The organism is Streptomyces spororaveus, assembly GCF_016755875.1.
Taxonomy (GTDB): domain Bacteria; phylum Actinomycetota; class Actinomycetes; order Streptomycetales; family Streptomycetaceae; genus Streptomyces; species Streptomyces spororaveus.
Map to the genome: position 1 here is coordinate 7,642,158 of NZ_BNED01000005.1, position 11,925 is coordinate 7,654,082.

The 11,925-nt window shown below is 73.2% G+C and carries 12 protein-coding genes; 6 read left to right on the forward strand and 6 right to left on the reverse strand.

The window, feature by feature from the left end; all coding sequences use genetic code 11:
- Positions 1-32 precede the first annotated feature (32 nt).
- Positions 33-761, reverse strand: coding sequence for an SIR2 family NAD-dependent protein deacylase (locus Sspor_RS36890; protein WP_202202990.1), 729 nt, complete (start codon positions 759-761; stop codon positions 33-35).
- Between the two features lie 164 nt (positions 762-925).
- Between Sspor_RS36890 and Sspor_RS36895 the strand changes: the two genes are divergently transcribed.
- The 3 genes from Sspor_RS36895 to Sspor_RS36905 are packed head-to-tail and all read left to right on the forward strand — an operon-like array spanning position 926 to position 3,201.
- Positions 926-1,354 (forward strand): hypothetical protein, encoded by a 429-nt coding sequence (locus Sspor_RS36895; protein ID WP_202202991.1) that lies wholly within the window; start codon positions 926-928, stop codon positions 1,352-1,354.
- A 42-nt stretch (positions 1,355-1,396) separates the two neighbouring features.
- Positions 1,397-2,362, forward strand: coding sequence for an ATP-grasp domain-containing protein (locus tag Sspor_RS36900; protein WP_202202992.1), 966 nt, complete (start codon positions 1,397-1,399; stop codon positions 2,360-2,362).
- On the forward strand, positions 2,359-3,201 hold the full coding sequence (locus tag Sspor_RS36905) for a GNAT family N-acetyltransferase (RefSeq protein ID WP_202202993.1): 843 nt from the start codon (positions 2,359-2,361) through the stop codon (positions 3,199-3,201). The genes Sspor_RS36900 and Sspor_RS36905 overlap by 4 nt, the downstream gene beginning before the upstream one ends.
- Before the next feature lie 98 nt (positions 3,202-3,299).
- On the opposite strand, the gene Sspor_RS36910 is transcribed toward Sspor_RS36905, so the two are convergent.
- Together Sspor_RS36910 and Sspor_RS36915 are read right to left on the reverse strand one after the other, a co-directional pair.
- A complete protein-coding gene (locus Sspor_RS36910) occupies positions 3,300-3,743 on the reverse strand; it encodes a subtilase-type protease inhibitor (RefSeq protein ID WP_237404194.1) in 444 nt (147 codons plus the stop codon).
- 260 nt (positions 3,744-4,003) lie between these two features.
- Positions 4,004-4,654: a TetR/AcrR family transcriptional regulator gene (locus Sspor_RS36915; RefSeq protein WP_202202994.1), complete on the reverse strand. Its 651-nt coding sequence runs from the start codon at positions 4,652-4,654 to the stop codon at positions 4,004-4,006.
- A 101-nt stretch (positions 4,655-4,755) separates the two neighbouring features.
- On the opposite strand from Sspor_RS36915, the gene Sspor_RS36920 reads away from it, so the two are divergent.
- The gene (locus Sspor_RS36920) at positions 4,756-6,504 is read left to right on the forward strand and encodes an MFS transporter (protein ID WP_202202995.1); all 1,749 of its coding nucleotides are present in this window, start codon (positions 4,756-4,758) and stop codon (positions 6,502-6,504) included.
- Positions 6,505-6,586: 82 nt separating this feature from the next.
- Here Sspor_RS36920 and Sspor_RS36925 read toward each other — a convergent pair whose 3' ends face one another.
- A complete protein-coding gene (locus tag Sspor_RS36925; RefSeq protein ID WP_202202996.1) occupies positions 6,587-7,048 on the reverse strand; it encodes a Crp/Fnr family transcriptional regulator in 462 nt (153 codons plus the stop codon).
- A gap of 157 nt (positions 7,049-7,205) precedes the next feature.
- Positions 7,206-7,514 (reverse strand): hypothetical protein, encoded by a 309-nt coding sequence (locus tag Sspor_RS36930; RefSeq protein ID WP_030722976.1) that lies wholly within the window; start codon positions 7,512-7,514, stop codon positions 7,206-7,208.
- A 200-nt stretch (positions 7,515-7,714) separates the two neighbouring features.
- On the opposite strand from Sspor_RS36930, the gene Sspor_RS36935 reads away from it, so the two are divergent.
- Positions 7,715-9,643 carry a glycoside hydrolase family 5 protein gene (locus tag Sspor_RS36935; protein ID WP_202202997.1) on the forward strand — a complete coding sequence of 643 codons (1,929 nt, stop codon included), beginning with the start codon at positions 7,715-7,717 and terminating at the stop codon, positions 9,641-9,643.
- Here the strand turns inward: Sspor_RS36935 and Sspor_RS36940 are convergent.
- The gene (locus Sspor_RS36940) at positions 9,567-11,093 is read right to left on the reverse strand and encodes an MFS transporter (protein WP_202202998.1); all 1,527 of its coding nucleotides are present in this window, start codon (positions 11,091-11,093) and stop codon (positions 9,567-9,569) included. The two genes, Sspor_RS36935 and Sspor_RS36940, sit on opposite strands and share 77 nt — an antisense overlap.
- A 77-nt stretch (positions 11,094-11,170) precedes the next feature.
- Between Sspor_RS36940 and Sspor_RS36945 the strand changes: the two genes are divergently transcribed.
- Positions 11,171-11,758 carry a helix-turn-helix domain-containing protein gene (locus Sspor_RS36945; RefSeq protein ID WP_202202999.1) on the forward strand — a complete coding sequence of 196 codons (588 nt, stop codon included), beginning with the start codon at positions 11,171-11,173 and terminating at the stop codon, positions 11,756-11,758.
- The last annotated feature ends 167 nt before the right edge of the window (positions 11,759-11,925 follow it).

Consider the following 11,925-nt stretch of genomic DNA (forward strand, 5'->3'; position numbering starts at 1 on the left):
ACGATCCGGCGGGGACGGGCCCCAGAGACGGCTTAGGCAGCGGCGAACCTGGCCAGCAGGGCCGGCAGGGCGGTGCCGATCGGTTCGCGGACGATCTCGTCGGCGAGCGGGTCGTACGGGGTCTCCTCCGCGTTCACGATGATCAGCCGGGCCCCGGCCTCCGCGGCCATCCCGGCGAGCGACGCGGCGGGCTGCACCTGCAGCGTGGACCCGACGGCGATGAAGACCTGGCACCCCTTGGCCACGGCGATCGCCTGCCCCAGCACCTCGGGGTCGAGGCGCTGGCCGAACATCACGGTCGCCGACTTGAGGATCCCGCCGCACAGCAGGCAGGCGGGATCCGGCTCCCCGGCGGCCACCCGGGCCAGTGCCTCGTCCATGCCCGACCGGGCGTGGCAGGCCGTGCACACCACCGACCGGGCACTGCCGTGCAGCTCGAACACCTTGCGGTCGGGCATCCCGGCGAGCTGGTGCAGCCCGTCCACGTTCTGGGTGATCACCCGCACCGGGGTGCCGCCGCGCTCCAGCTCCGCAACGGCCAGGTGCGCGGCGTTCGGCCGTGCTCCGAGCGCGCCGAGCTCGGCGCGCATCAGCCAGGAGCGGCGCCGGATCTCCGGATCGGCCATGTAGTACTCGTAGGTCACGAGCTTCTCGGCGTCGGGCTCCCGCCGCCACAGGCCCTGGGGCCCCCGGTAGTCCGGAATCCCGGAGTCGGTGGACATTCCGGCCCCGCTGAACACTGCGACAAGTGGCTTCCCCATGCAACGACCCTACGTACGGGCACGGGCCGCCCGCGAGCCCATTTCCGCCCACCGGCCGCGGCGTCGGCCGGAGGGTCGTTTCTGCGGTGAATCCCGACCCCCGCAGGAGTGAGATCCGGGCCCCGACCTCCCGATCCACCGGCCCGGCGGGTACAAAACCGGACATGATGCTCAAGCCGTACCGCCTAGGCGCCCTGCTGCTGACCCTGCTCGCGCTGCCGGTCATGCCCTCCGTTCCCGCCCTCGCCGCGCCCGCCGCCGTCGCGGGCAGGGGGCACACCGCTGCCCAGATCAGCGACTTCCTGATCCGTTTCTACGGTGACCACGGTCCCTCCACGCAGGACCGGGAGAGCCGGGTCTCGCAGATCCTCAAGGAGAGACAGGAGATCAATGAGGAGCTCGACGTCCTGCTCTGCGCCCACGACGAGCCGCAGGACATCAGCGTCGGCCCGGTGACCGTCGCGAAGACCGCCTCGGTGGGCTGGGCCACCGTGACCACCCACTGGGCCTCCGGTGGAACGGACACCTTCACCGCGTACGTCCGTCTCGACTCCAGCCCCATCCGGCTCGACGACGTGATCTGCGCGGGCTGAAATCCGTACGGTGACCCTCGGGGTCGTTCGTAGGGTGGGTGCATGGCTACGACCACCGCGACCACCGCCACCGTCCTCTACTGCCGTGACCCGTTGCACGAGCGCCGGGCCGACGCCCACTTCGCGGCGGAGGCCCGGCAGTTGCGCGCCGCCGGGGGCACGCCCCTGCTGATCGACCATGACGCGCTGCTCGCCGGGGACGCCGAGCGGGCCGTCGCACGCGTGCCCGACGGGACCGGAGCCGTCTGGTACCGGGGCTGGATGATCCCCGCGGGCGGGTACGCCGCACTGGACGCGGCCCTGCGCCGGCGCGGCAGCGAGCTCCGCGTCTCCCCGGAGGCGTACCGCCGGGCGCACGAACTCCCCGGCTGGTACGAGACCTTCGCGGGCCTGACCCCGGTCAGCGGCTGGTTGCCGGCGGGGCCGGGGGCGGTCCCGGATCCGGAGGGCCTCTCGGCCCTCGCGGCGGGCCTGCCGCCGGGAGCCGCCGTCGTCAAGGACTACGTGAAGTCCCGCAAGCACGAGTGGCACGAAGCGTGCTACGTGCCCGACCTGGCCGATCCGGCCGCTCTGCACCGCGTCGTCGCCCGTTTCGTCGAACTGCAGGGCGAGTTCCTGGCGGGCGGGGTGGTGCTGAGGGCCTTCGAGCCCTTCGTCACGCCGGAGGCGGCGGCCGCCGAGGTACGGGTGTGGTGGCGGGACGGGGCGCCCCGGCTGGTCACCGCCCACCCCGACAGCCCGGTCGTCGAAGTCCCGGATCCGACCCTCGATCCGGCTCTCGCAGCGGTACTCCCGCCGGTCCGGGCGGCCGTCGAGGCGCTGGGCTGTCCCTTCGTGACCACCGACCTCGCCCTGCGCGCCGACGGGGTCTGGCGGGTCGTCGAAGTCGGGGACGGACAGGTCAGCGACCTCCACAGGGAGGCTGATCAGGGCGCCTTCGTCAGCCTCCTGACGGCTGATCAGGCACCCCTGCGCACGCCGGCCGCATCTGGTACAACACCGGCATGACGGGATTCGAGATCGGCGGCGCGAGCGCCGCCGACATGAAGCTGATCCGCGACTGGGCCGACGAGGAGGGCTGGAACCCGGGAGACTCGGACCGGTTCGCCTTCGCGGTCGCCGACCCGGAGGGATTCCTCGTCGGGAGGCTGGACGGCGAACCGGTGGCCTGCATCTCGGCCGTCCGGTACGGCGGAGGCTTCGGTTTCATCGGCTTCTACATCGCCCGCCCGGCCGTCCGCGGCCAGGGGTACGGCATCCGGCTGTGGCACGCCGGGATGGAACGGCTCGACGGACGGCTCGTGGGCCTGGACGGGGTCGTCGACCAGCAGGACAACTACCGCAAATCCGGGTTCCGTCCGGCCTGGAACAACTTCCGCTACGAGGGCACCCCGCGGGGGGAGGATATCGCCGGGGTCGAGATCGTGGACGCGGGCACCCTGCCCTTCGGCCGACTCGCCGCCTACGACCGGCGGTTCTTCCCCGCGTCGCGGGACGCATTCCTGTCCGCCTGGACCGGGCTTCCGGGCCGCACGGCACTGGCCGCCGTCCGGGACGGCCGGATCGAGGGCCTCGGTGTGATCCGTCCCTCCAGCGCCGCCCATCGCATCGGCCCGCTCTACGCGGCCACCCCGGCCGTGGCGGCGGCCCTGCTGCACAGGCTGGCCCGGCACGCACCCGACGGGCTGGTGTCCGTGGACGCGCCGGACGCCAACCCGGCCGCAGCCGCGCTGTTCGAGGACCTCGGCCTGGCCCCGGCCTTCGAGACCGCGCGGATGTACACCGGCCCGGCACCGGATCTCGCCCTGGCGGAGCTGTTCGGGGTGACCAGTCTCGAACTCGGCTGAGAACGGAACCGTGCGGGCGGCGGACCGGTGGCCGGTCGCCCGCGGGCCGGGCCGGGCGGCGGTCGCACGGCGCCGCCCGGCCCGCCGCTTCACGAGGGTCAGAAGCCGAACAGCACGCCGGAGGTGTTCCGCAGGCCGCACGGATTGGCGAAGGTGTAGGTGTAGCTGAGCCGACGGCCCTGCCACACGCCGACGGCCGTCACCGTCATCGGGTTCCACTCCCTGGTACAGACGGCGCCGGCGGCCGGCGCGGCGAGCGCGTCGAGCTGCGAGCCGTTCGCCCGTAATTCGGCGCACGCCGCGGCCGGGTGCGGGTGCGTCCCTCCGGGCGTCGGCGCACAGACGAGGGTCACCGCGCGCACGACCCTGCCCGTGTCGGCATCGGGCCCGGTCGTCACGCTGAGCACCAGCGCGGACGGCGCGTAGAGGCTCTCCGTACCGGTCGGTGCGGCTCCGGCCGTACCCGGCCAGGCCAGCGCGGTGAGCGCGGTGAGCGCCATGGCGGCGGAACCGAGCCCGAGACCCTTTGCGATGGACCGCATTTCGAACACTCCCTTGGGTTGATGTTTCGGATAGCGGACGCAGTCTTGCCGACCCGAGCCCTGAACGCCCGTTCGCACCCCCATTTTTCGTCACCGATCGTGTACGAATGAATGCAGACAGCAGCCGCGGGAGCGGGCTGACCTGTGGGGGAGCAGGCCGCCGAATCGGCCGAACACCGACCGGGAGACCTCCCCGAAACCTGCCGCACCACGGCTGTGATCTGCCCGGACAGGGCCCGAAGCCCTACCGGGGGCACCTCCTAGCGGATCGCGTACCCGCCGAAGCCGGACTCCAGCAGTCCGAAGGCCCGGAGGGCCCGTGCGCGGGCTTCCGAAAGGAGGGACGCGGGGCTCTCGCCCTCGATCAGCCGCCGGAAGTTCTCGGTGACCAGGGTGCGTCGAATGCCGAGGGCGGCGGCTGCGAACACCCGGGCGTCCACGGCGCCCGGGTCGTCGGCCTCTTCGGTGAGGGCCTCCGCCAACGCCTGCTCGCGGTCGGCCTCGACGGCCAGGAGCCGGGCGTTCAGGGCGGGCGTGGTGAGGATCATCCCGACCAGCGGGGCGGCGGCCTCGTACATGCCCGCCTGCGGCGCGTAGGAGGCGAGGTCGCGCAGGAAGGCGTCGCGCAAGGCATCCAGGGGCGTGGTGCCGGCGGGACGCTCACGGACCGCCCGGACCTCGTCGCCGGTGTGCTCGGCCAGCGGGGCGAGGGCCAGGTCCTCCTTGGTCGGGAAGTAGTTGAAGACGGTGACCTTCGAGACGTCGGCCGCCTTGGCCACCTCGCCCACCGAGACGTTGTGGAAGCCGTCCCTCAGGAAGAGGTCGGCGGCGGCGCGCGAGATCGCGGTGCGGGTCTCCAGCCGCTTGCGTTCGCGCAGACCGAGCGGCGCGGTCGTGGTGTCTGCGGGCATGCCGTCAATGTACCTGACTCGGACCAATCTTTGCCTTGGTAAAAAAGCTTACCTGGTATAATTTTGTTCTCGGTTAAGCCCAAGACCGCGAGGGGGACCCCATGGCCTCGACCACGATGCCCACCGCAGAAAAGCCCGCACGGGGTGGTTCACCGAGCCACTGGCTGCTCCTGTTCGTCCTGCTCGGCGCCAACTTCATGGACCTGCTGGACGGCTCCGTGATCAATGTGGCCATGCCGGCCATCCGCGCCGACCTCGGCGGCAGCTACACCGCCCTGCAGTGGATGGCCGCCGGCTACGCGCTGGCCTTCGCCGTCCTGCTGGTCACCGGCGGCCGGCTCGGCGACGTCTTCGGCCGCCGTCGCACCTTCCTCGCCGGTCTCGCCGCGTTCACCGCCATGTCCGCCCTGTGCGCGGCCGCGCAGAACTCCACCGAACTGATCGCGGCCCGCGTCCTGCAGGGCGCCTCGGCGGCGGTGATGGTGCCCCAGGTCCTCGCCGTCATCAAGAACGTCTTCCCGCCCGGGCGGCGGGCGGCGGCCTTCGGCGCCTCCGGCCCGTTCATGGGACTCGCCGCCGTGGGCGGCCCCGTGCTCGGCGGCGCGCTCGTGGACTGGGACCTCTTCGGCACGGGCTGGCGCTCCGTCTTCCTGCTGAACGTCCCCGTCGGCATCGCGGCTTTCGCCATCGCCCTGCGCATCCTCCCTGAGTCCCGCTCCCCGCGTCGCCCGGACCTCGACACCGTCGGCATGCTGCTCGCCACGACCGGCCTGTTCCTCCTCGTCTACCCGCTGGTCCAGGGGCGCGAGCAGGGCTGGCCCGGCTGGATCCTGGCCATGCTCGTCGGCTCGGTACCGGTCCTCGCCCTGTTCGCCTGGTACGAGGTCCGGCTGCAGCGCTCCGAGCGCACCCCGCTCGTCGAGATGAGCCTGCTGCGCAACCGCACCTTAGTCGTCGGCCTGTTCATCACCCTGGCCTTCTTCTGCGCCATGGCCGGCTACCTCATGGTCCTCGCGCTCCACGTGCAGATCGGCCTCGGATTCTCCGCCCTCAAGGCCGGCCTGACCGAGATGCCCTGGGCCGTCGGCGTCGCCTTCGGATCCGCCTGGTCCGGCATGGCCCTTGTGCCGCGCCACGGCGGCCGCGTCCTCACGTGGGGGCTGTTCGCCCTGCTGATCGGCACCGCGGGCACCTGGCTGACGCTCCAGCTCGCCGGAAACGGCCTGAACCCCTGGGAACTGATCCCCTCCGGCCTCCTCTGCGGTACCGGCATGGGCTTCGTCCTCACCCCGCTCACGAGCCAGATCCTCGGCGGCGTCTCCGACCGTGAAGCCGGCTCCGCCTCCGGCCTTCTGAACGCCTTCGACCAGCTCGGCGGCACCCTCGGAGTGGCGGTCCTCGGTACCGTGTTCGTCGCACTGCTGGGGATCCGGGCGGACCACGCGGCGGACGACTCCGTGCCCCGCGTGCGAGCCGTCGCCACGGCCTCCGGTCAGGACGTCGACCCCTTGCTCACCGACTTCCGGGCCTGTGTCCGCGAGCGGGTCGCCACGGACGAGGGGCCGTCGGCGGCCGGGGACTGCGCCCGCCTGGCAGGGCGTGGCGGGGAGAGCGCCGCCGTGGCCGGGCGCGAGGTGGAGAAGGCGGCGCGGACGGCGTTCACCGACTCCACCAAGACGATCACCTGGTTCTCCGGAGGCCTGGTCCTCCTCGCCCTCCTGTCGGCCGGCCTGCTGCCGACGGCGGTCCGGGACGAGGACTGGCGCACGGAGGAGGAGATCCTCGCCGAGTATGCCGTCGGGCGGGCGAAGGACGCCGAGGAGCCGGACATCGCCGAGGCGAGCCCCTGACCCGCTCCCCGCGGGACGGGGCACGGCATCCGCCGGACACCCCCTGGGCGGGGCGGTGCCGTTCCTGGGCGGTGCCGTTCCTCTAGGCGGTGCTGGTGAGGCGGGGGGCGTACAGCTCCAGCAGGCGGGTGCGCGTCTGCTGGAGGCGCATCGCGAGGACGCGCCCGACCCAGTGCCCGATCGCGGAGCCGAAGGTCGGGTCGGCGTCCATCAGCATCCGGACGGTCGCGGCGTCGAACTCGTACGCGCGTACCGGCGTCATCGCCTCCGCGCTGAGCTGCCACACGTACGGCGGGAAGAGCCAGGACCAGCCCACCAGCTCACCGGGGCCGAGGCTCTCCACGGGCGCGGGCCGGCGGCCCGCGACGGGGATCTCCAGGGTCACGGTGCCGGAACGCACGATCCAGAAGGAATCCGCCCGTGTGCCCTCGTCGAAGATGCGCGCGCTCTCCGGGAAATTGACCTCACGGGCCTGGGACATCAGCCGTCCACGGTGCTCGGTGGACAGGACGGCGGCGATCCGGATGGGGGAAGGTGTGCTCACGACGGCCTCCGATCACGACCCCCCACGAAGCTCCTGCTCTCCCAGTGTCGCCGACGCCCGGCATATCGCGGCCGGACCGGGCACAGATTCCTCCGGGACCGGTGCGGGACGGGGCCCCGGAGGCCTTCTGCGGCTCAAGGGCCCCACGGCACGGCGCTCAGGGGGTGTCCTCGGCGTTCGCCTCCAGGCAGGCCAGCTCCATGGCGTCGAGGACGGCCTCGTGGCTGCGCCCGCTCAGCTCGGCGACATTCTCGATCTGGGCCGTCGCCCAGGCCGCCAGCGTCATCACCAGCACCCGGAGTCCGTCGGTGCCGTGCTCGGCCAGGACCGCGTCGGCGACGACCATCGCCTCCTCGGGAACCTGCTCGGGCGGTTCGAGGCCCGCGAGACCGCGCAGCAGGGTGAGGGTGCGGCGGGAGATCTCCGGCGTCATTCCCGCCAGCCGCATGTCTTCTTCGTCGTCCATCCGCCCCGCCCTCCGGTGCCGTGCCACATCACCTCAGGGCACGGTAGAGGGGCGCGGCACCGCGCGGGGCCGTTTCCGCAGGGTGACGGTGCGTGACCGGGCGAAAAGCGTCCCCGCCTCCACCTTCCCCCGCAAGCGACCCACCGGTAACCTGCCCGCGGCAGCCGCCCGCCGGGACGGCCGATTCCGGCAGGAGCGAGATGAAGAGCCTCTTACGCGCCGTCCTCTGCGCCCTCCTGCTGGCCGCCGGGGCTCTGTCGGCCCCGGCCGCCCAGTCCGCCCGCGCCGCCGCCCCGCCGTCCGCGGCCACGGGCACCGCCGAGGCCTGGACGCCGCCGCTGTCCACCCGCGGCCGGTACATCGTCGACGCGCAGGGCAACCGCTTCCGCCTGCGCTCAGGGAACTGGGACGGGGCCCAGGGCTCCTGGAACGGCTCGGGCGACCGCGACGACCCCGCCACGCACCACAGCGGGCAGAACTCCCACGGCATACCCGTCGGCCTGGACCGGACGCCCCTGCCCGCCCTGCTCGCCGACTTCCGGGCCCTCGGGCTCAACAGCATCCGGCTGCCCTTCTCCAACGAGATGCTGCGCGACAGCACCCCCGTGCCGGACTCCGCCGTCGCCGCCAACCCGGCCCTGCGCGGCCGCACGCCCCTCCAGGTCTACGACGCGGTGGTCGCCGCCCTCACCGACGCGGGCTTCGCCGTCATCCTCAACAACCACACCGTCACCACCCGTTGGTGCTGCGGCCTCGACGGCAACGAACGCTGGAACAGCGGCCGCTCCACGGCCCAGTGGGCCGACGACTGGGTCCTCCTCGCCCGCCGCTACCGGGACAACCCGCGCGTGGTCGGCGCCGACCTCTACAACGAGGTCCGCCGCGACGTCTTCGACGACCCCAACTGGGGCCTCGGCGACAACCACGACTGGCACGCGGCCGCCCAGGAGGCCGCCGACCGCATCCTCACCGAGGCCAATCCGGACCTGCTGATCGTGGTCGAGGGCATCAACTGGTTCGGCCTGCCCGTGGACGGCTTCCCGCACGGCCGCCCCACCCTGACCCCCGTACGCACCCTCTCCCACACCCTGGTCACCTCGAACAAGCTGGTCTACTCCGCCCACTTCTACGGCTACACCGGCCCCCGGCACAGCGGCGCCACCGGCATGGGCGAGACCCATGACCCCCGCTACCAGGACATGACCGCCGCGGAGCTCGAACAGACCCTCTACGACCAGGCCTTCTTCGTGTCCGCGGAGACCGGCACGCACTTCACCGCCCCCGTCTGGATCAGTGAGTTCGGCATCGGGGCCGACGAGAGCGGCACCGCCCCGCGGGCCTGGTTCGACCGGCTCACCGGCTATCTGACCCGCTCCGACGCCGACTTCGCGTACTGGCCCCTCGTCGGCTGGAGCACCACCGCCCAGGGCACCCCGGGCGGCGACACCTGGGCGCTCCTGCGCTACGACGCCACCGGCCGCCGCTCCGGCGTCCTGGACCCGGGCGACTGGCGCACCGCCCGCTGGTCACCGCTCACCACCACCCCCGGCCGCACCGGGCCGGTCCCCGCCACCACCGCCTGGTACCAGCTGACCACCGACCACCGCGACCACAACGCGTCCCTGCGCACCCGTGCCACCGGCGACTGGGACAGCGGGGCCCGCAAGGCGGTCTGTCCCGACGGCGCGGCCCTCGCCGGGCTCGCCCACACCGGCGGCCGCGGCCTGTGCACCACCTCCGGCCTGCGCGCCCCGACGGGCGGGCACACCGTGGTCCGCGACGAGACGTACGTCCCGGCGGGCGGCGACTGGGCCACCGGATACACCAAGCTCCAGTGTCCGGGTGGCCAGTTCCTGATCGGCTACAGCCTGCGCGGCGAGCGGGTCTCGGCGGCGCTGTGCGCCCCGGCCCGTACGGCGCTTCCCGGAGGCGGCCGGACGCTCTGGTTCGACCGGGGCGACAACCGCCCGCCGGGCGGCCCCGGCGGTGACTTCGGCTACGGGAACTACAAGGGCCAGTGCCTGCCCACCGAGTACGCGGCGGGCATCGCCTTCACCACCCGCGCCGCCACCCGCCCCTCCCCGGCCGCGCTGCTGTGCCGTCCCCTGCCGGGCCGGATCGCCCCCTGAGCAGGCTCACGGCGGCGACGGCGGCCAGCGCGACGACGATCAGGACCGCCGCGACCAGGAAGGTGAACCGCGTCCCGGCGGCCACGGCCCCGGCGGACGCCGAGGCGACGTCGGCCGACGCCGTCGCGTGCGCGAACACGGCGCCCATGACGGACGCGCCGGTGACCAGACCGAGATTGCGCGAGAGGTTGAGCACGCCGGAGACGACGCCCCGCCGGTCCGGGCCGGCATCCGCCATGACGGCGGTGTTGTTGGCCGTCTGGAACACCGCGTAGCCGGCGGTCAGGACCGCGAGCGGGGCGACGTACCCGAGGACACCGGGCGAAGGCGGCGCCATGGACAGGGTGAGGGCACCGGCCGTCATCGCCAGCAGCCCGGCCAGGGTCGTGCGCTGCGCGCCGAACCGGTCCACCAGGCGCCCGGCGGGAACCCCGGTCACCGCGGCGACCAGCGGACCGGCCGACAGGACGAGCCCGACCGGGGCCGCGTCCAGCCCGAGCGACCGGGAGAGGTAGAACGGCCCGACCACCAGCGTCGCCATCATCACCGTCGACACGAGCGCACTCGAAGCGAGACCGGCGCCGATCACCGGATCGCGGAACAACGCCCGGTGGACCAAGGGCGAGGCGGCCCCCGCCTCGGCGCGCGCGAAGAGGACGGCCCCGCAGCCGGCGGCCAGCAGCAGTGCCGTGTTGAGGGCGCCGAACCGGCCCCCGCCGAGGGTCATCGCGAGCGCGTAGGCCGCGAGCGTCAGCGCGAGCAGGAGGGTACCCAGGTGGTCGAAGGGGGCCCGGTCGGCCCCGGACCCCTGCCGGTCGGCGGGCAGATGGCGGTGGGCGAGCAGGAACGCCGCGATGCCCAGCGGCACGTTGACGAGGAAGAGCGCCCGCCAGCCGAACCCGGCGAGCAGGGCCCCGCCCAGCGACGGGCCGAGAGCGGTGCCCACCGCGGACATCGTGCCGAGCAGCCCCATGGCGCTGCCCGTCCGCTCCTTCGGGACCGTCTCACCGACGAACGCCATGGTGAGGGCCGTCATCACGGCGGCTCCCAGGCCCTGGGCCGCCCGGGCGGAGACCAGCAGCCAGAGCGTGGGCGCGACGGCGCACAGCCCCGAGGCCGCGGTGAACAAGGAGATACCGGCCAGGAGCAGCCGACGGCGGCCGACGAGGTCCCCGAGGCGGCCGACACCCACGACCAGGGTGGTGATGGCGAGGAGGTAGGCGAGGACGATCCACTGCACCTCCTGGAAGGAGGCGGAGAACACCCGGGCCAGGGTCGGCAGGCCCACGTGGGCGATGCCGGTGCCGAGCGAGGACAGCAGTACGGAGAGGGAGAGACCGGCGAGCACCCAGGGCAGCGCGGCCCCGTGCCCGCCGGCCGCCGCCCTCCGGTCTTCGCCGCCGGTGCGGCGCTGTCCGTGTCCGGTCGCGGAATCACTGTGTGGGCTCATGCCGGGAGGGTGCGGGCGCCGGACGGCGGACGGCAAACCTTGTTGCCGTTTCCGGGACGGCCGGGTGCAATGGCCGTATGGACGACAAGCCATCCCCGCACCAGGCGGTCCTCGACGAGGTCGCGCCCCGGCTCAGACGGTTGCGCGCCCGGCGGGGCCTCACCCTGGCCGCGCTCTCCGAGACGACCGGCATCTCCAAGAGCACCCTGTCCCGGCTGGAGTCCGGGCAGCGCAGGCCCAGCCTGGAACTGCTGCTGCCGCTCGCGGCCGCGTACCAGGTGCCCCTGGACGACCTGGTGGGCGCCCCCGAAGTGGGGGATCCCCGGGTACGGCTGACTCCCCGCACCCTCCCGAACGGCGGCACCGCCGTACCGCTCACCCGAGGCCCGGGCCCCCTCCAGGCGTACAAGATGCTCATCCCCGACCGGGGCGGCGAGCCGGATCCGCGCACGCACGAGGGCTACGAGTGGCTGTACGTGCTGGAGGGCCGGCTGCGCCTCGTCCTCGCCGAGCACGACCTGGTCCTCGGCCCCGGCGAGGCCGCCGAGTTCGACACCCGGCTGCCCCACTGGTTCACCAGCGCGGACGGGCGTCCGGTGGAGATCCTCAGCCTCTTCGGGCGGCAGGGTGAGCGCATGCACGTCCGGGCGAAGCCGCGCGCGTGACGGCGGGGCGGGCGTGCGGGGCCGGCGCTCATTCGCATCCGATAGGTCAAGTGGGATGAATCAAGCCGCGAATCGCTCTAGGGTGCGCCCTTAGGCACGGCTGTGGACTGCTGTTCGGTGGTTTTCGGCCATGGCCCGTCCGGCCGCACCCTACGGCCGTACCGCAC